Genomic DNA, 23791 nt, shown 5'->3' with positions numbered 1-23791 from the left:
AACTAAGCTGTTTTGAAAAAGCGGATAATTTCGCGGACATGATCGAGAAATTGTCCGTCAGTGGAAAGTTGCGCGATCGCATTTCTGGCTTCTCTGGCTAAACGTTCATGTTCTGTTTGATTTGTGGCGCGTAATTCTTCTAAATTCGCTAAAATTCTGGACAGTTCTTTGCGAGTTTCGTCAGCAAAACGCTGTTGGGTAGCTGGTAAAGAATATGATTCTTCTGGGTTGAGTTGTTCTTGTATATATTGGACTTTTTGTTCTAATTCCGAGAAACGATTACGCAGTTCATAAATATCTTCGCGGGGATATTTCCATTCTTGGCTAATCATAGTTAGCCTTGCATATAAATATTCGTAAGCGCGAATAGCGGGACGCAAAATTGTTAATAATAAAGCTGCACCGGAACTGATATAACCTACCGCACTAATTCCCGTGGCGGCGAGAATGTAAAGTCCAATGGCAGAAAATATATGTAAAGCAATAGCCAGCCACAGCGATCGCTTGGCTAATAATTGCACATATTTGATTTGTTTTTCATCTACAGGAATGCCTTTTTCAGAAGATTGTGCTGCTTCTGCTAAAACTTCTTTAGCTTGAAAATGGACATTCCAAGGGACAGTTACAATTACTAACAACCACCAAAAACTTGCACCGCCAATTATCCAATCAAGAAAGTTACCAGCAGGGATATGAAACCATTGCAACACGCCAAATGCTAACAGTAATGTAGTGAAAATTCCTAAGATAGAACTGATAAAAAGATTAATATACATCTTGCCCTGTCTCCACTGAAACTATCATCTTCATCATGGCGGTGGCTAGACGGTTAGACAAAATGATTGTGCTGGTTTAACTATTTGCACATTTTGTATGGATAAGCATTAGTACTAGAAAAAAATTCTTACTCCCGTCAAACTATCGTAGGAATTATGCACAAAGATTGTCTGGGGAGACTGGGTTTCGGGTTTTAGGGTATGGGGTGTAAGGGTTTTGCAGACATACACCCCTACACGCTGAAACCCTTGATTTTCGTCTTACTGCATCAGCCACATATCACTGTTATGGCTGAATATTAACCAGAATCTATGTGATAGTTTGACTAACTGCACATCTACTTATCCCGCATTTCTCACAAGCTTCAGGCGTTTGATGGGGCAGAGGGGCAGAGGTGCGGAAGGGCAGGGGAGAGAGTACCTTCATTCTCCCCTGCTCCCCTGCTCCCCTGCTCCCCTGCACAGGCTTTGAAAGGTGTGGTGAGAAATCCGGGTTATCTCCCTTGTCTCCCTTATCTTCCTTGTCTCCCTTGTCCCTGCTGTTCATATATTACCCACCAACATGAATCCCCGGTCGCCTGTGGGAATTTTTTTCAGCGCGACGTAGAACTTCACGGGTAACTACAGCAATGTCACCTTCACCAAACAAGATAAACCTTAGTAAGTACTGGATGGGATTTCCTTCTACCCAACCGAAGTAGGCGTGAGGAATTTTACCAGTTTGGTCACGAATGTAAAGCAACAAAGCAGCGATCGCATTTGGAACTGCGGCACTTTCCGCCCGTAAAATTCGATAATCCCCAACTTTTACGCCTTTGACTCTAATCACATCAGTAAAATCTGACGCATCAGATACCAAAATCTCTAAAAACAGCACCGGATCTGTAGGCGGAATGTGGTTGTCTTCCCGTACCTCTTTTTCTTTTAATAAATATTCTTGTTCATTGCCTACATTTAAGCGATTAGCAATGATTCTAATTGCGCCTTGACTTTCTTCGGCAATAAATTCACGGGCATTTTCATCAACTTCTATTTGTTCTACTCGCAGTTCCGTTGAGCGCCAAACACGGGAAACCAGGGAAGTTACAATGATTGTACCAATGAAGAACGCCGCAATTTTAATCCCTTCTGGTCGCTCAATGATATTGACAATTGTTGTATAGATAAAGACCAGGGTAATCAAAGCAAAAACAATTCGCCCCTGTCTGGAATTGTGTCGGTGGGCTGATAAAGTCACAGCAAAGGCAGCAGAACTAATTAATACCAACACACCTGTAGCATAAGCACCACCCTGCGCTTCGACATTAGCTTGGAAAATAATTGTAACTACGAAGGCAATGCTTGTATATACTAATACAAGTGGGCGATTCAATAACGCCCAACTCGGTGCCATTCCATAGCGTGGTAAGTAACGTGGCACAATATTTAGTAGTCCTGCCATTGCTGATGCCCCAGCAAACCACAGAATAGAAATAGTGCTTAAATCGTAAATTGTACCAAAGCCATTGCCTAAATAAAGATGTGCCAGATAAGCCAGGGCGCGTCCATTGGCTTTTCCGCCTGTGGCAAATTCTGCGGCTGGAATTAAAACTGTAGTGACAAGACTGCTGGTGAGCAAAAAGAAGCTCATAATTACCGCCGCAGCCGTTAGTAGCTTGCGGGTATTGCGGATTCTGCCTCTGGGCATTTCTGGGGTATCGTTACTACCACCTTGAACTAAGGGCATCACGGTAACACCAGTTTCAAATCCAGATAAACCCAAAGCCAAGCGAGGAAATAACAAGACAGCCAAGCCGATGAGGACAAAGAAATTGTTATTTCGCGCGAAAAGTGCCGTTTGCCAATTGGCGATCGCTTCTGGGTGAATTACTATCTGATATAAACCAATGCCAATTACAATCAAATTCAACAGCAGATAAACTGCCACTAAAAATACTGCAATCCCAATTGCTTCTTTAAAACCTCTCAAGAAAACTGCACCCAGTAAAGCAACTAATATGAGTGTAATAGCAATACCTTGACTGTGCAGCAAATGTGGTGTTAGGGGATTTTCGATGATATGGGCTGTGGCATCAGCCGCCGACAGAGTAATAGTAATAATAAAGTCGGTTGCCACAAAGCCAAGTAGACACAATACCAGTAATTTGCCTTGCCACCAAGATAATAAATGCTCCAACATCGCAATCGAACCTTCACCATGTGGGCTTTTAGCAGCAATGCGGCGGTAAATTGGCAATGCACCAAAAAGTGTCAATAAAACCAAAATGAAGGTAGCAATAGGAGAAAGCGCACCAGCCGCTAAGGCAGCAATTCCCGGTTGATAACCAAGGGTAGAAAAATAGTCTACACCCGTCAAGCACATAACCTGCCACCAAGGATGCTGGCGGTGTGCTTCTTCTTTATGGTAAGGCCCTTCCTTCTCTCGGCGGTTTTCTGCCAGTAGCCAACGCATAAACCGTCTATTGAGCCGTTTTGTTGAAAACATTGATTTAACCATCAAATTGAATTTTGTTACAAAAGTCGCGGGTTTGAGTTCCTGAAGTTTAGAAGTTTTATTCAAAATTTTGAACTACAAATACACTCAAGGACTAAAGAACAACAAGTTTTTACATTAGGAATTTCCAGAAATAAGTTAGCCAGATTAACTCAGATGCACAATCAAGAATAAGTAATCGTGGCTAATATTTTTACACAGTAATAAAACTCTAAATTCTTTAATTTGTCATCTAATCCAGCAACTCAACACTATATATAGAGTTAATGATTTTATTTTAATTTAAGTATTACCACTTATAGATTTTCTTTGTATGCGCTTATAATGGAGCCGATTTTAGAGACAAAAAATACTACAAGCGTATTACTAACTAAAATCAGGAAAAACATTTTGCGCCTATGAATATTTAGGTATGGATATAAGGAGTATTCTATGCTGCGATCGCTCAAACAAAGGCTGGCGTTAGTAGTTTTGTTAGCATTTTCGTGTCTTTTATGGTCTTCTCCGGCTCTAGCTGTAAGTTCCTCAGCAGGTCAATTCACCACGGCTGTTGATGCTTGTGAAGCCGTAAGCTCGATTAAAAAAGGCACAAACCCTGGTGATGTCAGATTACAGCCGGGACAAACTTATCAAATCGTTGATCAAAATAAGGATAACCCGACTCACTACCTGCTGGAAATTGCTGGTGCCAGCCCTTCTCAGCGTTGGGTTGCTATTAGTTGCGTTAGTTCTAATGGTGTATCTACTGATACTACAGGAAACATCCCTCCTGTAATTCCTGTAGCTGTGGGTAATGACTATTTACTAGCAGTAAGTTGGCAACCTGCTTTTTGTGAAAGCAAACCCGACAAAGCTGAGTGTAAAAATTTAGCACAACACCCAGACCGTCCCGAAGCTACTCACTTCGTTTTACATGGTTTGTGGCCTCAGCCAGCATCTAATATTTACTGTGGAGTCAGTCAAAGTGATATCAATTTTGATAAAACTAGTGATTGGTCAAAGTTGCCAGCTGTAGAGAAAGAACTTTCACCAGAAACTTGGACAAAGCTACAAGCAGTAATGCCAGGAACCGCTTCTAACTTGCAAAGACATGAATGGATTAAGCATGGTACTTGCTATCAAGGCACAGCAGAGGAATATTTCACTGAAGCCATTGCTTTGCTTGATGTCTTAAACAAATCACCAATTCAAGCATTAGTAGCGAGTAATATTGGTCGCCAACTTACTCTCAAGGAAATCGATCAAGCCTTGTCATCTCTTGTTGCTGATGCTGGAGATAAGACAGAGGTTAAATGCACCAATGCTGTATTAGGTGAACTGTGGCTTAACCTCAGAGGTGATATTACACCTAACACTTTAATTAGTGACTTGCTAATCAATAGCCCAAAAGCCAAGCAAGAAAAGTTTCAGGCTTGCTTAATTGATGATGCACGTAGTTAATTAAAGTCGTTGGGTTAAGTATAAAATAATGAGGCGATCGCAACCAAATTTAGTAGGTGCGATCGCCTCATTAAATTAATGTTGGGTGCATCCCAGTTTTTATTTTTAATATAGAGGATAATTGTCTTTGCGTACTCCTTCGGAGAAGCAAGCTACGCGTAGCGTCTCGCAGAGAGGAGGAACGACGAAGCAATCTCATGGACTCGTTCAGAATGGGAGTATTTTGCGATTGCTTCGTTCCTCGCAATGACATATAAAAAAGTGGGATGCTCCCATGAATATTTTTATAAAATCTGACTACCTTGAAGATTTCAAAGCATCCAAAGCTAAGTTCAATTTCAAAACATTAACTCCCGGTTCACCAAAAATTCCCAAAAAGCGACCATCGGTATTTTGAGCAATCAAAGTTTCTAACTGTTGGGGTTGTAGTCCTCGCGCTTTGGCTACACGGTTAACTTGTGCTTTGGCAGCTTCCGGGGTAATGTGGGGGTCGAGGCTAGAACCAGAAGTGTAAACTAAATCGGCAGTAGGTTGAATACCTGCTTTTTTTAACCGATTTAAATCACCTTCAACACGTTGGCTGGGGTCAGGATCATCTTTACCTTTGATACGTTCAATTAATGCTGAATTACTTGGTGCTAAATTACTCGCTCCAGAAACCCCTGTTTTTAATACTCCAGCATCATCTTTTTTTGGGTCAGCAGTACTGTAACTGGTGGTACTAGGACGACTATTAAAGTATCTTTCGGAAGTGAAAGGTTGACCAATTAAACTAGAGCCAATTACTTGACCTTGGCTATTTTTTATCAGACTACCATTGACTTGAAATGGCAAAATAATCTGTCCAATACTAATCATCGTCAAGGGATAGATAATAGCGCCAATTATCCAAAGAACTAAAGTAGAACGAATGGCTCTGTTAACTTCGCGTGCAAAACTCATTAGAATTTCTCCGGGACAAACATAACAAAAAATAAATAAGTAGAAAGGCTCAAAGTTACTAGTCCTAACAGACCTAGTGACCAAGCTTGAACATGGGAAAAACTTTCTCCGGTGGCAGCATAAACAACAGGCGCAAGCACGATGTTTAAACACATTCCCAAAAATATATACAAAGGCAGTTTTGGAATGCGGTAATCAGCAGTAAAATCAATTATTTCTGTCAATATTTGAGGTAAACGAAAAGATTGCATACAACTATTCCACTCAAAAATATAGTGGTTCTTATGATGGTGAGGTACAAGAAAGATGGAAGCAGATGGAAATAGATATAGCAATCCGTGTAGGAGTCGTGAAAAACATAGATATGGAAACGAACCGCAAAGGACGCAAAGGACACAAAGAAAGAGAATAAAAAGAAGAGAGAAAGTTTCACAAATGATTTATGATTGCTATAAATGGTCTCTCAACAGACGAGGAAATGCTATACATAAACATCACATTCCCTACTCTCCACTCCCTACTCCCTACTCCCTCTGATCAAGACAAAGGTAGGATGACATCAATTAATTTGATGGCAATAAAAGGTGCAACAATTCCACCCAAACCATAAATGAAAATGTTGCGTCTTAATAATTGATCTGCTGTCAGGGGACGGAATTTGACTCCCGTTAGTGCTAAAGGAATCAGTACCGGAATAATTAGGGCGTTGTAAATTAGGGCTGAGATAATTGCTGATTGGGCGCATTTCAATCCCATAATGTTGAGTGCGCCAATTCCCGCCGCCGCAAAGATAGTGGGAATAATGGCGAAATACTTAGCAATATCATTGGCAATAGAAAAAGTAGTTAACGCCCCACGGGTAATTAATAACTGTTTACCAATAGTTACCAAATCAATTAACTTGGTGGGGTCAGAATCTAAATCCACCATGTTGGCGGCTTCTTTTGCAGCTTGTGTCCCAGAGTTCATGGCTAAACCCACGTTGGCTTGAGCTAATGCGGGTGCATCATTAGTACCATCTCCGGTCATCGCTACTAACTTACCTTGAGATTGTTCGGCACGAATTACACCAATTTTGTCTTCTGGTGTGGCTTCAGCGATAAAATCATCAACACCAGCTTCTTGAGCAATCACACCAGCAGTAATGCGGTTATCACCTGTGAGCATAATTGTCTTGACACCCATCCGCCGGAGTTGGTCGAATCTTTCGCGTAAACCAGGTTTAACAATATCTTTGAGATAGATAACCCCAAAAATTTGGTCATCTTGACAAACGGCTAAGGGTGTACCGCCTAACCGCGAAACTCGCTCATAAGCTGCATCAACATCACTAGCAATCTTGCCTCCACGAGAGCGAACAAAGCTTTTAATGGCATCTACCGCCCCTTTACGGACTTGCTTACCGTTGGGGAGATTTGTCCCACTCATCCGGGTTTTGGCAGAAAATTCTACACCTTCTGCTTGGTTGATATCGAAATCTACACCCACTCGATAAGTATCTGCCAGTTTGACAATTGATCTCCCTTCTGGTGTTTCATCAAATACACTGGCAGCATGGGCAACTCTGGCGACATCTTCAATGGTGTAACTGTTGACAGGGATAAACTCATCCGCCATCCGGTTGCCCAAGGTGATTGTACCTGTTTTATCTAGCACTAGGGTATTAATATCACCACAGGCTTCGACGGCGCGTCCAGAGGTGGCAATCACGTTAAATTGCGCTACTCTATCCATCCCTGCAATGCCGATCGCACTGAGTAAACCACCGATGGTTGTTGGTATCAAAGCAACTAATAATGAAATCAAAATCGCCACACTCGCACCAGCCCGTAAGCTGTTACCGGCTTCCGCACCAAATATGGTACTGATAAAGTTAGCAATAAAGTTAACAAAGGGCGGCATTGTTGCCACCACAATTAAAAAGACTTGGGTTAATACTGCTAACAGTACCGTTAAGGCAATTTCGTTAGGTGTTTTGGTGCGTTCTGCGCCTTCTACCAAGGCAATCATGCGGTCAATAAAACCCTTACCAGGATCAGCAGTAATCCGAATTGTTAATTCATCAGAAAGCAAGCGCGTACCGCCTGTAACTGAACTGGCAATATCTGTACCTGGTTGTTTGAGTACTGGGGCTGATTCTCCGGTGATGGCTGACTCATCTACAGAACCAAGACCTTGAATCACTTCGCCATCGGCGGGAATCATGTTATTAGCTACGACTTTGACTAAATCGCCACGTCGCAGTTCTGTAGAATTAACTGTTTGAATTGAACCATCAGGAAGAATTTTACTCGCAACGGTATCAGAACGGGTGGAGCGCAAGGAATCAGCCTGGGCTTTACCGCGTCCTTCGGCTACGGCTTCGGCAAAGTTGGCAAAGACAACGGTGAAGAACAGAATAAGTGTAATTAAACCGTTTAATAAGCGTTGTTGATTAACATCTGCTTGAATTGTGCCGAATAAATTGGGGTCGAGGGTAACGAGAAAGGTAACAATTGTTCCTACCCAGACGATAAACATGACTGGGTTACGAACAGCTATTTTGGGGTGGAGTTTGACAAATGACTCTTTAATTGCTCTTTGGTAGAGTCCCCGCATATCTGATTTAGGGGTATGTTTGCGCGAGTCACGGGTTCCTTGAGGTAGACGAGGTGTTGTGTTGGTTTTCATAGAGAGAGTGAATGTTTTCACGCAGAGACGCGGAGGCGCAAAGGAGTATTGTCTTAGCCGATACCTTTGGCTATCCAGAAGGCTTCACCGATGGGGCCGAAGGCGAGGACGGGAAAGAATGTGAGTGCGCCGAGAATTAAAATTACGCCTGCGGTTACGCCTGTAAATAGTCCGGTGTCGGTGCGTAATGTGCCAACGGTGAAAGGGACTTGGGGTTTGCGAGACATACTATCGGCGAGTAAGAGTAAGCCGATGATGGGAATATAGCGTCCGGCGAGGAGGCTGAAGCAAGTGCTGAGGTTCCACCAGAGGGCGGTTGCTGTGGTTTTTGCGCCTGCTGCAATGGCGATGGGCGATGGTTGGGAGTCGCCTAAACCTTCAAAGCCTGAACCGTTGTTAGCCGCAGCCGAAGCATATTCATAAAGGACTTGGGCAAAGCCATGAAAGCCAGGGTTGCTGATTCCTGCTAGTTGGTCGGGGAAGGCTAAAGCAATACCAGCAGGAATCATAATGGAGATGGGGTGAACTAGGAGAATCAAGAAACTCGCTAGTACTACCTCGCGCTTTTCGATTTTGCGTCCGAGAAATTCTGGTGTGCGTCCTACCATTAAGCCTGTGACGAATACTGCCAAGATGAGGTAGGCAAATAAATAAGCTGTACCTGTGCCTTGTCCACCCCAAATTATTTGTAAAAACATATTGGAGAGGGTGACAAAACCACCGTTGGGCATAAAGGAGTCATGTAAACTGTTGACTGCACCGCACATGGTTCCGGTGGTACTGACGGCAAATAAGGCTGACTGCGCCCAGCCGAAGCGGACTTCTTTACCTTCTAAGTTGGGTTGGGTACTACCTAAGAGTGCGTTGACTGCGGGGTTGCCGTTATATTCACCAATGGCGGTGATGATAATAAATACGATGTAAATTACGCCCACCATCCCGTAAACTAACCAGGCTTGTTTAGTGTTGTTGGCAAATAAGCCGTAGGTATAAATCAAGGATGTGGGAATTGATAACATCGCCACAATTTGAATTAAGTTAGAAAATCCGTTGGGATTTTCAAAGGGATGGGCTGAGTTGATGGCAAAAAAGCCGCCGCCGTTTTCTCCGAGTTGTTTGATGATTTCAAAATGGGCAACGGGGCCGAGAGCGATCGCCTGACTTACACTAGAATCTTCTAAGGTGGGGAATACAACTGGCCCTGCTAAGGTTTCGGGAACACCAGCCGCCATCAATGCAATTCCACCAACAATACAAATAGGTAATAAAATTCGCGTAATTGAGCGAATTAAATCTACATAAAAGTTACCTAATGGTCTACCTGTTAACCCACGAATAAAGGCAATTCCCACTGCTAAACCCGTGGCGGCTGAGGTAAACATGTGATAACCAAGCCCCCACATTTGACTGGCGTAACTCAAATATGTTTCACCAGAATAATGCTGTTGGTTAGTGTTAGTAATAAAAGAAATTGTTGTGTGTAGGGCTGTATCCCAAGTTGGTGCCGGGATTTTTGTTGGGTTAAAGGGTAGCCATCCTTGATTCATGAGAATGAAGAATATGAGCAAACCCATAACGATATTGCTGTAGAGAATGGCTCTGGCATATTGCCAGCCTGTCATCTCTGCTTTAGTCTGAACGCCAACTAAAGAGTAAAGTATGCGTTCAATTGGGTTTAAAATTGGGTCGAGAAATGTGCTGCGCTCTTGATAAACACGCGCCATATATCGCCCAAAAAATGGAGTTATGGCTACTACAATCAGTAGCGTTAGTCCAATTTGAATCCATCCTTGGAGCATAAATATTAATTATTTAGACGATTTGTAATTAATTGAATTAATTTAGATCATCGATTTTTTATGAGGGAAAAACAAGGGATAGAGGATATAAATTTATACTTATACAGCGTTTATTTTTTTCTATATCTAGCGTTTAGTTTGTTTCTAAACGCTGTTAATTTATGATAAACGAACCGCCAAGACGCAGAGAGCGCAGAGAAGATAAACTATTGTCATGAGGTATTAATCAAGAATATATATTGTAGTACTTACGCAAAATTAAGAAAAAACGAACCGCAAAGGACGCAAAGGACACGAAGTTATAAGAGTTTTAGAGAGTTATTGCGTTAGTACTATATTGAATATATCCATGCTCACAGTTGAGGATACAGGAACAAGGAATTAACCGCCGATAGCAGAGGATGAACGCCGATGAACGCAGATAAATTTGTAGCTCAAAAGAATAGTCAACGCTATGAATTAGGCAGATTTATTATTATATTGTGTCTATTTGTTGGTGTGATGGTGATGGAGTTTAAAACACCAACAGAATATGTTTTTGGATATCTTTATACAGGCGCAATTTTATTAACAAACTATTGGTTTGGTGGCAGGGCAACTTTTTTAGCGACTTTGGTGGCGGTGTGTTTGACGTTGTTGAATTTGGTTGTACCTGGAAATGAATTAGTGAAAGTCTCCACGGTCGCTAGTCGCTTAATTGCAGTGATGGCTTTGATTGTGACTGGTATTTTAAGCGATCGCCTGCGTCGTTCTCAAGAGGCGATCGCTCTCACTCGCGCCAAGTTAGAATCGCAAGCGGAATTGGTGAAGGTACGAGAAGATTTTGCTTCGACGCTGACTCATGATTTAAAAACACCGTTGTTAGGAGCAATTGAAACTATCAAAGCTTTTCAACAAGAAAAATTCGGCCCAGTTGTACCAATGCAGCAACAAGTTTTATCAACAATGGCACGCAGTCATCAAACTTCCTTACAATTGGTAGAAACGCTTTTAGATGTTTATCGCAACGATACCGAAGGTTTAAAACTGGACTTAGCACCAGTGGATTTAACTATCTTGGCAGAGGAGGCGGCTGGTGATTTGATGGAATTAGCGGCAAATCGTCGTGTTCATCTGTCGGTCGGTTATGGTGATTCTAATTGGCGACAATCATTGTGGGTGTATGGTGATGCGTTGCAACTGCATCGTGTGTTTAATAATCTGTTAGTCAATGCTATTAATCATTCCCGCCGTGGTGGGAAGGTGGAAGTTTTTTTAGAACCCCAAACTTCTTATCAAGTCGTGAAAATTTTAGATACGGGTGCGGGTATTCAACCAGAACAGTTTTCTCACTTATTTGAAAGATTTTATCAAGGACATAGCACCCGTCAAGCCAAAGGCTCAGGTTTAGGGCTTTATTTATCTCGGCAAATTATTGAAGCCCACGGGGGTATAATCTGGGCAGAAAACAAAGTGCCGACTGGTGCTGTGTTTGCTTTTAAACTACCTGTTTATCCACATCTTGCGCCTAGCGGCTGAAGTCACGGTTACCTCGAAGTCTTATCTATTCCCTTTACCTGTGTGAAATGTCTTCTACCCCCATCAAAATTTTGTTAGTTGAAGATGATGAGCTTTTTCGCTTAGGTTTGCAAGTACGGTTGCAGCAAGAACCTGGGTTAGAAATTATTGCTGAGACTGAAGATGGTGAAACAGCTATTGAGTTAGTCAAAGAACATCCTCTAGATATTGTGTTGTTAGATGTGGGTTTACCGGGAATTGGTGGAATTGAAACTTGTAGACAAATTAAGCAGCAAAATCCGGCATTGCCAATTTTAATTCTCACTTCCCACTCGCAAAAGTCTTTAATTTTCAAGTTAATTGAAGCAGGCGCTCAAGGTTATTGTCTTAAAGGCATTGCTGCGGAAAAATTAGTTTTAGCATTGCGTTCTGTGGCGGCTGGCGCTTCTTGGTGGGATGAAACTGCAACTAAAGAAATTCGTTCTTCTGTTTTGGCTGAACCATCACCCCAGACAGACAATATCTTAAAGCCTACCAATCCCCTAACTGGGCGCGAACAAGAAATTTTATCGCTGTTAGCAGCAGGTAAAACCAATCAAGAAATTGCAGCTGCACTATATATTGCACCAGGAACAGTGCGAGTGCATATTCATGCTATTTTACAAAAGTTAGAGGCGAGCGATCGCACTCAAGCTGTGATGATGGCTTTACAAAAAGGATTAATCAAAAGCGACATCATTGTGAATGATTAGCAAAATCCACAACGGAAGGTATTTGGTTATACTCAAAATGCTTTTATGAGATAGGAAGGAAAATCACAAACTCTGTCCCTTCACCTAGAACAGAATTGACTGTGATTTTACCACCGTGTTTTTCTTCGATAATTTGCTTTGCTATAGCTAATCCCAAGCCCGTACCTTTACCAACAGCTTTAGTAGTAAATAAATGGTCAAATATTTTGTGTTTTACTTCTTCACTCATCCCTTTACCATTATCAGCAATGGAGATTTTCACAGTTTTCTCTGCTATCGATGTGGTAATTATAATTTGATTAGGATGAGCTTGAATTGACTCAAAACTACGTCCGTGATTCGATTCATCTAATGCGTCGATAGCATTTGCCAAAATATTCATGAATACCTGATTTAATTGCCCAGGGAAACATTCAATTTGGGGTAAATTACCGTAGTTAGTGATTACTTCAATTGCGGGACGTTGTTCGTTAGCTTTGAGACGGTGTTTGAGAATCAAAATTGTACTATCAATGCCTTCATGAAGATTAAATGGCACTTTATAATCTCGATCAGCACGGGAGAAAGTACGTAGAGAGGTGCTAATGTTTTTCAATCTATCACAAGCTATTGTCATAGAATCGAGCATTTTAGGCAGGTCTTCTATGCTATATTCCAAGTCAATTTCTGCTTCGTGATCAAGAATTTCTGAACTCTTATCGGGTAAAGTTTCTTGATAGATTTTCAAGTGTTCGATAATATCAGCAAAGGTGGGTTTAGCTTGTTTGAGAGTTGCCGCAATAAATCCCAAAGGATTATTCATTTCATGGGCGACACCAGCGACTAAGTTACCCAAGGCAGACATTTTTTCACTTTGAACGATTTGTAATTGAGCTTGTTGCAAAGCCAATTCAGCTTGTTTGCGTTCGCTAATATCTAACATAATGCAATCCCAAACAAAACTTCCATCCACAAGTTTGCGGATGTAGCCTTCCGCCTGAACCCACTTGACAATTCCAGAAGGTGTCAAAATTCTACCTGACCATTGCCCAGAAGTCAGAGTTGTCATTGCGCCTCCTAGCGCCTGTTGGAAAGTCACAATATCTTCTGGATGAACTATATCAATGAGAGTCTTGACATTGGTATTGAATTGCTGGACTGGTATTTCCCATAATTTATAACAGCCTGCACTGATATAAGGTAAAGATTGTTCACCATTAGTAGACAAATGGACTTGATAAACAGCCCCAGGAAGATTATCTACCAAGTTATGAAAGCGAGAATTGCTGGCGCTCAATTCGTCAACCGATCGCTGTAATTGTTGGGCGGATTCCTGAGAACGTTGATAAAGTTGGGCATTTTCTATGGAAATGGCGGCTTGAGCGCAGATGAGGTTGAGTAGTTCGATGCGATCGCTTGTAAACGCCCCCGTCACTAAATTATTTTCTAGATATAAAATTCCCAGCAACTTCCCTTGATGTAAAATCGGGCTGCACAAAATACTCTGAGGCTGTTGACGAATAATATATGGATCGTTGGCTAAGGTGATATCTGCGGTTGCATCCAGCAGAATTATAGTTTGACTATTGCGCTTGACTTTGTAAATGAGTTTTAAGGGAATTTCCTGGCTATCCTCAACCGCCAGGTTTTGCAATACAACAGGCTCATTCCTCTGAGTAATTGAGCCAGCAATCAGCAGGCGCGAGTCTCGTAACAGCATTAACACACATTTATCAGCCCCAGCATTTTCAATGACGATGGAAAGCAACGATGACAGCAGTTTTTCCAGTTCAATTTTCCCGGAGATACTTTGAGATGCTTTGAGGATAGCTTTCAAATCTAGGGTATCGGAGACACTGCTGCTAGAACTAGAGGAACTGCTGGATGAGACACTCCCTAATGCGAGGATAGTTTCGTTAGTGGATAAGGAAAAACGGGTTTGCTGGAGGATGGGAGCAAGCAGTTGGGGATAGCGTCTTTCCAAGTCGGCAACTTTGGCTTTAGCTCCCCAGCGAGCATAGGCATAGTAAGCTTGGGTCATGTATTCCTGAGCAATATGCTGTTTACCCCAATTGAGATAAAACTTTGCTGCTAGTTCGTTAGCTAGTCCTTCTTCTTGGATATAGCCATTTTCTTTAGCTCCAGAAATAGCGCGATCATAATATTCAATTGCTTCCGCTTTATTGCCAAAAATCCGTTGTCGTTCTGCCTCAACTAAATACCATTTATGGAGATGATTCATGGGTGCAAAATGCGCCCACTGTTGCAACGTGGTTTGATGGGTTTCAACCAAGGCGAGAAATTCATCTAGTTCTGACTCTGGCTGTGTAGACAACAGTGCCAAATGCGTCAGGGCTGTATAGAAATGAAACATGGGAATAAAAATCATCCCTGATACTGCCATTAAATACTGTTTGGCTTGGGTGTTATATTCTAGGGCAGAGGTGTAGTTACCAAAAAAGTATGCCAGCATCAGTTTGTAAGTGTAAGCAATAGCGATCGCGGTGAGATCCTTGTCCTGATAGTGCTTAGGAATCATCACCGTTTCATCATAGGCGCTGCCAACTAAACAATCTGACAGAATCCGGGTTTCCTTCAAGTTATGTACAGTCTGCTGCATCATATCCAAATAAGTCAGGGCAGAATGTTGTTTTATCTGCACTAAGACAGCCCTGTAATCTGCTATTTCGGGTTCCCAAATATCCAGTTCTATCCCAGCAAAAAGTTTGGCAATAAAGTAATTGAGCGAGTTGTAGCCAGCGTTGAGAAAATCACCAGTTTCTATACCAGTTACATAGCCATCTTTCATCGTCAGCGTTGTTACCCTGAGAGATTCCCGATGATGTTGAACCCAGGCTGAAAACAGCAGTAGAACTTTAGATTTGAATTCCCCGACATTAAATTGATCGAGCAAGTTTATTGCTAATCGCCCAAAGCTATAGCCTGTTTTCACTTCTCCCAAAAAGGCACACAACACCATACCGTGAATCATATACCCCACAGTCGATCCTGGTGTATTCCCAAACTGGAGTGATAAACTTACCATCGTTGCACTCAGTATGGGCAGTAATCCCGGCATTGCCTGTAGAATCGGCGAAAATAATGTTCCTAAGAGTTGCATAGCTGCCTGAGTATGGCAATCGCTCATTACAGGTAGATTGACTAATTCTTCAATCTCTCTACCGCTTTGAAGGTTAGCTAGGGTTTCTAGGGCTTTGCTAATTTTGGCTTCGTCAGGTGCTGTGGGGAGTTCAACCCCCAATTGAGATAGGGCATCTCTTCCTACTGTAATGGCTTCTAATATCTTGCCCTGAGATGTCTGAGCGACGATTTGAATTTGGTATATTTTGATTTTGTCTAAAATTGTCTCAGCTTCTTTTAACGCCAGTGCTGCTATTTTCTCCATGCCATCAAAATCTGCATTCAAATAGGCAACTTCGGTAGCAGCAATATGGAGATTCATCGTCAATTCATACTGATCTTGCCAGCAGTTGACTGTCAGTAAATCAATCCCTGTTTGCAAATAGACTCTGGCTGCAACATAAGCTGTAGAATTTCTAGCTTTCTGCCCAGCTTTTAAGTTAAGTTGGGCTAGTGCTTCCCGTGCTTGCGGTTGGGTAATTAGCTCAATTCCTTGGTTTAAATGCCTGACAATATCAAACAGTTTTTCTTCCAGTTCTACTTCCGAGGAACTGTGCAGTAATAATTGTCCAATTTTCAGGTGAGTTGCAAGTTTTTGGTCATCGGGAATCAAGGAATAAGCTGCTTGTTGAATGCGATCGTGGAAAAATTTGTATGTAACAATCTCTTGATTTTCTGGTGTACTGACTAGAGTTTCTTGCCCAACATAAAACTTATAAATATTACCAATTGGTAAAATCAACCGTTCTTGTAATGCTTTCCATAAAGCAGCAGCAGTCTCAATTTGGGATTGTTCTGAAACAATAGCCAAAGTGGATAGATCGAATTGATTACCAATATAAGCAGCCAACTGCAATACATTTTGAGTTGCTTGTGGCAGTTTTTTCAATTGAAATGCCATAAAAGCCACAACGTCATCTGTAACTGCTTGAGTCCTCACCTGTATAATGTCACATTGCCAGCAGGCTAAATCAACATCAAATTTAATCAGTTCTTCTTGATGTAATGCTTTGAGAAATTGTGCGGTAAAAAATGGATTTCCCTGAGCTTTTTGATGTATCAATACTGAAAATTCCCATACCATTTCTTCTGGACATTTGAGGGTATCAGCAACTAGCTGATTGACTTGTGATTGACTGAGTGCTGCTAAAGTAACTGTGTTAATTGTTGCTTGTGTTTTCTGGATCTCACTCAAAGTCAACATTAATGGATGTGCTGGATAAACTTCATGATCACGGTACGCACCAATGATGAAAAGATGCCTGGTATCAGCCATTAATAGCTGCATCAACTTGAATGATGCCGAATCAGCCCATTGTAAATCATCTAAAAATATGACTAAAGGATGTTCTTTAGTTGTAAAGACTTGGGTGAATTTTTGAAATAATAAATTAAATCTATTTTCTGCGGCTGTTCCTGATAATTCTACTGCTGCTGGTTGTTTGCCAATAATTATTTCTAATTCGGGGATGACTTCAATAATTACTTGTCCATTTTCCCCAACAGCATCTAATATTTTATTTCTCCATTCCTGAATCTTTACATCACTTTCAGTCAACAATTGCCCCATTAAATCGCGGAAGGCTTGCACAAAAGCACTGAAGGGAATATTCCGTTGAAATTGGTCATACTTACCTTTAATAAAGTAGCCGCGTTGCCTGACAATGGGTTTATGTACTTCTTTTACAACTGCTGTTTTCCCAATTCCCGAAAACCCAGCTACTAGTATCATTTCGGTTGCGCCAAGGCTAACTCTATCAAAGGCTTCTAAAAGGGTTTGAACTTCGGTTTCTCTGCCATAGAGTTTATCAGGGATGATGAAGCGATCGCACAAATCTCTTTGTCTAATCTCAAAGCTTTGGATTTCGCCAATTTCTTTTAGTTGATTTAGACAGTTTTCTAAATCAAATTTCAATCCCAACGCACTCTGATATCTATCTTCAGCATTTTTCGCCATCAGTTTACTGACAACTTCTGAGATGACTGAAGGGATATCTGGATTAATTTCATGTATGAGTGTGGGAACTTTCGCAATATGAGAATGTACCAATTCCATCGCATCATGAGATTGGAATGGTAATTCTCCTGTTAATAGTTCATAGAAAGTCACACCCAGGGAATAAAAATCTGTGCGGTAGTCAATCCCGCGATTCATTCTCCCTGTTTGTTCAGGAGAGATATAAGCTAATGTTCCTTCCAATACATTTGGATTAACTAGGGTTTGGGTTTCTCTGGGTAATAATGATGCAATACTAAAGTCAATTAATTTAACTTGTTTAGTTTCGGGGTTAATTAATATATTGCTGGGTTTGATATCTTTATGAATAATTCGCTCATGGTAGAGTAAGTCTAGGATATCGCAGAGTGCGATCGCTAAAACTAAAAACTCCTCAATAGATGCAACATTTTGATTTTTGGCAAAATAATCCTTGAGGGAAATTCCCCCAAAGTCTTCCATGACTAACATATAGCCATTATGTAAGGGTTCGAGGCTATATGTTTGGATAATCAGAGATGAATTGAGGTTTTTCCCAATAGTGTATTGATTGCGAAATAATAACAATTCGCTAAAGCTGGGATAGGGGTTTTTCAGCAGTTTGATAACTACTGGTGTTGAGTCGCTTTCTCTGACTGCGCGATAAACTAGTGTTCGGGAGCCATCATAGAGTTGTTCGCTGATGCGATATCCGGGAATCTTCACAAGAGTGTCAATCATAATCACTAAATCTTCAAAATGTCTTGATTTAGTATTCCCAAAGGATCAACTTTCCTCTATGATGACGTAAAAATTTACACTGGCAGTTGGATGATAAATTCTGTCCCTTCACCTAGAGCAGAATTGACTGTGATTTTACCGCCGTGTTTTTCTTCGATAATTTGCTTTGCTATAGCTAATCCCAAGCCCGTACCTTTACCGACTCCCTTAGTAGTAAATAAATGGTCAAAGATGCGATTTGTCACATCTGCACTTATACCTTTGCCGTTATCTCGAATATGGATATAAACTTGATTGGCAGTGACATAAGTACGGATCGTAATTTCTTGGGGATGGGTTTGTAATTCCGCAAATGTGCGAGTTTGCGCCATCTCATCAAACATATCAATGGCATTAGCCAAGATATTCATAAATACTTGGTTTAACTGTCCAGGAAAGCATTCAATTTCTGGGATATGGCCATATTCTTGTTGAATATTGATGGCGGGGCGCTGTTCATTGGCTTTTAGGCGGTATTTTAAAATCATTAATGTGCTATCCAAACCATCATGAATGTTAGCTATGACTTTATTGACTGTATCGGCACGGGAGAAGGTACGCAGACTGTTGCTAATAGATTTAATGCGTTCCGTTGCTTCTGTCATGGAATGCAGCAACTTGGGTAAATCTTCGATTAAAAATTCCAAGTCGATATTTTGGGCGTTATTTTGAATTGGGGCAGCAGGTTCAGAATAATGTTGTTGATACAGTTCTAGATGTCCGATTAAATCTTGGGTGTATTCTTGGGCGTTACGGATACTACCGTAAAGAAAGCCAATGGGGTTATTAACTTCATGGGCAACCCCGGCGACTAAGTTACCCAAAGATGCCATTTTTTCATTTTGTACTATTTGGAGTTGGGATTGTTCCAACTGTTGGGCATATTCTTGGGCTTGGTGATAGAGGCGGGCATTTTCTAGGGAAATGGCGGCTTGAGTACACAAAAAGTTGAGAATCAAGATGCGATCGCTTGTAAACACCCCACTGCTAGACTGATTTTTTAAGTACAAAATCCCAATTAAATTGCCTTGATTGAGAATTGGTAAGCACAATACACTCTTTGGTTGGTGCAGAGTTAAATATTCACCAATGACAGGCAAATCAGTTTTGAGATTGTCAACTACTACGACTTCTTGGGTGTTTTTGACGTACTGTATCAGCTTGACTGGCAAATTAGGATTGTTCTCCAAAGGTTCCGCACAAAGTTCTGTGGTGTCGGTTGTGGCGATCGCCCTGACTTGCCAGATTCCCGCACGGTTGGGTAACATCAAGGCGCAGTGATCAGCACCAGAGTTTTGCAGAATAATTTGTGTTAATTGAGACAGCAAATCATCTAATTGAATGGTGCTGGAAAGACTTTGCGAGGCTTTGATAATAGCGGCAAAATCTAAAGCTAGATTCAAACTGGTGTTAGAAGAGGCAGTAGTGGCACTATGAAATGAAACATTAGAACTCGTCACAGCCGCCAGGGTTTCTAAGGGGTTGAGAGTTGCTGTAGCTTGCTGAAAAATGGGACGCAGTAAATTAGAGTAACGACTTTCTAAATCTTTGGTTTTGGCTTCTGCACCCCAATGGGCATAACCGTAGTAAGCTTCCTGCATATAAGTTGTGGCGATTTTTTCTTTACCCCAAGCGAGGTAAAACTTAGCAGCCAGTTCATAGGCGAGGGCTTGTTCTTGGAGGTAGCCGTTGGCTTGGGCGAGGGCGATCGCGCGATCGTACAAATCCCCGGCTTCATAATATTTGCCTAATACCCGATAAGTTTCTGCTTCTATTAGTTGAAACTTATGCAGATAATTCGCAGGGGCATGATCAGCCCATATCTGCATAGATTGTTGATTCTTGGCAACCTTCTCTAAATCTACAGTTGTTGTGAGAGTATCTGGGCTAGAATATTCTGACAATAAACTCAAAGATTGATAAAAGTTCTTCAGGGGAGTAATTAATAAACCCGCCGCCCCTTGTTCATATTCTTCAAATTTGCTGGCGTATTCTCTCGCAGTTTCAATATCACCAAACAAATAACAGAGTAAGAGTTTAGCAAGATAAACATAGCAAATACCGTTGACATTGCGACTTTGAATTAAGGCAGGTAAAGTCACAGTTTCATCAAAACTTGTACCAACCAGCGTCATCACGTTTTCGGCTTTGCCACGCAGATTAATCACTGTTTGTCGCCAAGTATTTGCCCAAATTAACGAAGCTTCTTGCTTAATATCTTCAATGAGCAGACAATATTTATCGGCTTCTGCTTCGGCAATTTCTAGATGTTCACCTGTCCAAAATAAAAATTGGCAATAGCAGTTGGCACAATAACCAACATATTCTAAATCACCATGTTCCAAACCACTGGCTAAACCAGATAAAAATACAGGTAATGTGGAACGTAAAGAATCTCGCCAATGTTTAATAAATAAAGCAAAAGTCAGATTTACTTTACTAGTTAATTCTTTGGCTTGCAATTGCTCTAAAATAGTAGTTGCCAGTTGCCCAAATTGATAGCCACGTTCAATTTCACCAGTCGCACATAAAAATAAGCCATATAAACTATAAGCGATGGCGGCTTGGGGAGAGTTACCACATCGAATGCAGATTTTCACCATTGTGAATATCTTTAAAGGTAACAATTGTGGTTTGGCTAAATACACAGATGCAAATAAACCTACTAAGATTCGCATTGCTGCCAATTGATCAGGTGCTTGGAGAATTGGTAAATTTGCGAGAGATTCGATGGGGCGATCGCCTAAAATAATTTTGAGTTGTTGGTGTTCGGCAATCATTGTCTCAAAATCACAATCTTCTGGGAAATCAACACCCAGTAAATTCAAAGCCTCCCTACCTGTATTGATAGCTTCTAGCAGTTGATTTTGGGCGGTGTAAGCTAAGATTTGAATTTCATAAACTTTGATTTTATCGAGTGGTTGACGCGCAGACAACAAAGTTTGATCAATGAAATATTTAGATTGGGCAAAATTAGTATTTAAATATTCTGATTCTGCTAAAGATTCATACATTTGCAGAGTCAGTTCATACTGATTTTGCCAGCAATTTTCGGTTAACAGTGTTAAACCTGTGTTTAAATAACTCACAGCCGCCGCGTAGGCGGTAGCTACTTTGGCTTTGTGTCCCGCCCGCAAGTTTAACTCGGCTAATTGTTCTCTTGGAGATAGTTCTGTAATTAATTCAATACCGATATTGAGTTGATTGACAATATCAAAAATTCGGTTGTCTAACTCTGATTCTAAGGTATTATTTAAAAGTAATGCCCCAATTTTGCGGTGAGTAGCTTGTTTTTGGCGGTCAGGAATGAGAGAATAAGCAGCTTGTTGGACGCGATCGTGTAAAAATTTATAAGTTAAATTCTCAATTTTGTGAGTGTTTTGATTGGCTTGTTCGTGGCTGAGATAAAATTTATAAACTTCACTTTGGGGCAGAATTAATCCTTCTTGTAAAGCTTTCCACAAGGCTGTTGCTGCTTCCATTTGTAATTGTTCGGAAACAATTGCTAAGGTAGCTAAATCAAAAGAATTACCAATGCAAGCAGCTAACTTGAGAACATTTTGAGTTTCATCAGGTAACTTTTGTAACTGCTGTGCCATAAACTCAACCACATCATCGGTGAGAGATAAGGCATTAATTTGAGCAATATCACATTCCCAATAGCCTTGTTCACGGTTAAATTTAATTTCCCCATCTTCGTGTAAGGCTTTGAGAAATTGGGTAATGAAAAAGGGATTACCTTTGGTTTTACGGATAATTAATTCTGTGAGAGGAAGCGATCGCTCAGTTGTACAATGCAGTGTATCGGCAATTAACTGATTGGTGTCACTCAAAGTCAAAGGCGCAAGGGTAATTGTATTTACAGTTCTACCAACTTGCTGGAGTTCCGCAACTGTTAAGATTAACGGGTGAGTTGGCGAAACTTCATTATCTCGATAAGCCCCCAACAATAACAGATAATTTTTATCTGCCATTAGCAGTTTAATTAATTGCAAAGATGCGGAATCTGCCCATTGCAAATCATCAATAAACATCACTAATGGATGTTCGGCGGTCGTAAAGACGGCAATAAATTTCTGAAATAATAAGTTAAATCTGTTTTGGGCGGCTGTTCCTGATAATTCTGGTGCAGGTGGTTGTTTACCAATGACTCTTTCGAGTTCTGGCATCACTTCAATTAAAACTTGTCCATTATCGCCCAAAGCCGCGAGAATCTGACTGCGCCATTGATTTAATTGGGTATCTGATTCTGATAATAACTGCCCAATCAAATCGCGCAAAGCTTGGACAAAAGCCAATAAGGGAATATTTCGGTTAAACTGATCAAATTTTCCTTTGATGAAGTAGCCTTGCTGGCGGGTGATGGGTTTATGCACTTCGTTGACGACGGCGGTTTTCCCAATTCCCGAAAATCCCGCAACCAGCATCATTTCAGATGTACCCTTGGCGACACGTTCAAAGGCTTGCAACAGGCTGATAACTTCGGCTTCACGTCCGTAGAGTTTTTCGGGGATGAGAAAGCGATCGCAAATATCCCGTTGTCCAATGGCAAAATTGGTAATTGTACCAGTATCTTGTAATTGCTGAGTGCAAGTTTCTAAATCATGCTTTAATCCCAAAGCACTTTGATATCTATCTTCGGCGTTTTTCGCCATTAATTTCAGCACAATATCTGCAATTACCTGGGGAATATCTATTTGATTACCCAAAATCAGAGTTTTGGCGATATGACAATGCACTAACTCCATTGGATCATCGCAGATAAACGGTAAAGTCCCCGTCAGCAGTTCATAAAAAGTCACACCCAAAGAATAAAAATCACTGCGGTAATCAATACCCCGGTTCATTCTCCCGGTTTGTTCTGGAGAAATATAAGCAAGTGTCCCTTCTAAAACATTGGGACTTTTGATTTCTTGAGTTTCTCGCGGTAATAAAGAAGCAATACTAAAGTCAATTAATTGTATCTGTTTGCTATGGGGATGAATCAGGATATTCGCAGGTTTAATATCCTTGTGGATTACACGGTGTTGATGTAAATCTTGGAGAATATTACTGAGTTGAATCGCGATCGCTAAAAATTCCGCTAAAGAAAGAGTCGTGGTTTTGATATATTCTCTTAGAGCGATCGCTCCCGTATCCGGCATCACTAATATATAACCATGCCCATAAGTTTCTAATGACAAGGGACGAATAACACCCGAAATTTGCAGATTTTTACTAATTGTGTATTGGTTCCGAAATTGCAATAACTCGTGAAAACTCGGATATTCGGAAGTGAGAAGTTTGATGACTACTGGCAGTTGATCAACTTGACGGATAGCACGATATACTATGGTTCTAGAACCTGCATACAATTGAGAACTAATTTGATATCCAGGAATGACGGGTGTCTGCAACTCAGTAGTCATTGATATATACCTCTAGTTTCTTTGGGTGGTTGCTTCTCTACATGGATGAAACCACGCGCAGCAAGTTTAGATAAACTTAGTATTCCCATTTGTGAGAGGTTTAATCACTAATAATTAGTTAAAGAGATTATGAATTAC

Annotated in this window: 11 protein-coding genes; 3 read left to right on the top strand and 8 right to left on the bottom strand. The window is 41.1% G+C overall.

Annotation, left to right across the window (positions count from 1 at the left end):
• Positions 1–2 precede the first annotated feature (2 nt).
• Positions 3–776, bottom strand: coding sequence for a hypothetical protein (locus tag H6G28_RS05060; RefSeq protein WP_190589660.1), 774 nt, complete (start codon positions 774–776; stop codon positions 3–5).
• Positions 777–1326: 550 nt separating this feature from the next.
• Complete coding sequence (locus H6G28_RS05055) at positions 1327–3273, bottom strand: APC family permease (RefSeq protein WP_190669389.1); 1947 nt, start codon at positions 3271–3273, stop codon at positions 1327–1329.
• Between the two features lie 429 nt (positions 3274–3702).
• On the opposite strand from H6G28_RS05055, the gene H6G28_RS05050 reads away from it, so the two are divergent.
• Entirely contained in the window at positions 3703–4710 is a 1008-nt protein-coding gene (locus H6G28_RS05050) for a ribonuclease T2 family protein (protein ID WP_190669387.1), read from the top strand.
• Positions 4711–5007: 297 nt separating this feature from the next.
• Here the strand turns inward: H6G28_RS05050 and kdpC are convergent, their stop codons facing one another.
• From kdpC to kdpA, 4 genes are all read right to left on the bottom strand, one after another.
• Entirely contained in the window at positions 5008–5652 is a 645-nt protein-coding gene (gene kdpC, locus H6G28_RS05045) for a K(+)-transporting ATPase subunit C (protein ID WP_190669385.1), read from the bottom strand.
• Positions 5652–5903, bottom strand: coding sequence for a potassium-transporting ATPase subunit F (locus H6G28_RS05040; RefSeq protein WP_190669380.1), 252 nt, complete (start codon positions 5901–5903; stop codon positions 5652–5654). Before H6G28_RS05040 ends, kdpC begins: the two co-directional genes overlap by 1 nt.
• A 286-nt stretch (positions 5904–6189) precedes the next feature.
• Entirely contained in the window at positions 6190–8322 is a 2133-nt protein-coding gene (gene kdpB, locus H6G28_RS05035; protein ID WP_190669379.1) for a potassium-transporting ATPase subunit KdpB, read from the bottom strand.
• 53 nt (positions 8323–8375) lie between these two features.
• Positions 8376–10121 carry a potassium-transporting ATPase subunit KdpA gene (kdpA, locus tag H6G28_RS05030; protein ID WP_190589671.1) on the bottom strand — a complete coding sequence of 582 codons (1746 nt, stop codon included), beginning with the start codon at positions 10119–10121 and terminating at the stop codon, positions 8376–8378.
• A 411-nt stretch (positions 10122–10532) separates the two neighbouring features.
• Here kdpA and H6G28_RS05025 point away from each other — a divergent pair, with 411 nt between their 5' ends.
• Together H6G28_RS05025 and H6G28_RS05020 are read left to right on the top strand one after the other, a co-directional pair.
• The gene (locus tag H6G28_RS05025; protein ID WP_190669377.1) at positions 10533–11639 is read left to right on the top strand and encodes a sensor histidine kinase; all 1107 of its coding nucleotides are present in this window, start codon (positions 10533–10535) and stop codon (positions 11637–11639) included.
• A gap of 47 nt (positions 11640–11686) precedes the next feature.
• Positions 11687–12370, top strand: a complete 684-nt coding sequence (locus H6G28_RS05020; protein ID WP_190589673.1) for a response regulator transcription factor — start codon at positions 11687–11689, stop codon at positions 12368–12370.
• A gap of 43 nt (positions 12371–12413) precedes the next feature.
• Here the strand turns inward: H6G28_RS05020 and H6G28_RS05015 are convergent, their stop codons facing one another.
• A complete protein-coding gene (locus H6G28_RS05015; RefSeq protein WP_190669375.1) occupies positions 12414–18206 on the bottom strand; it encodes a trifunctional serine/threonine-protein kinase/ATP-binding protein/sensor histidine kinase in 5793 nt (1930 codons plus the stop codon).
• 74 nt (positions 18207–18280) lie between these two features.
• Positions 18281–23653 carry a trifunctional serine/threonine-protein kinase/ATP-binding protein/sensor histidine kinase gene (locus tag H6G28_RS05010; protein WP_190669373.1) on the bottom strand — a complete coding sequence of 1791 codons (5373 nt, stop codon included), beginning with the start codon at positions 23651–23653 and terminating at the stop codon, positions 18281–18283.
• Positions 23654–23791 lie beyond the last annotated feature (138 nt).

The organism is Nostoc sp. FACHB-190, from assembly GCF_014696905.1.
In the GTDB taxonomy this organism is placed as follows: domain Bacteria; phylum Cyanobacteriota; class Cyanobacteriia; order Cyanobacteriales; family Nostocaceae; genus Nostoc_B.
The sequence above is the reverse complement of the archived record's forward strand: the minus strand, read 5'-3'. Positions and strand labels throughout refer to the sequence as shown.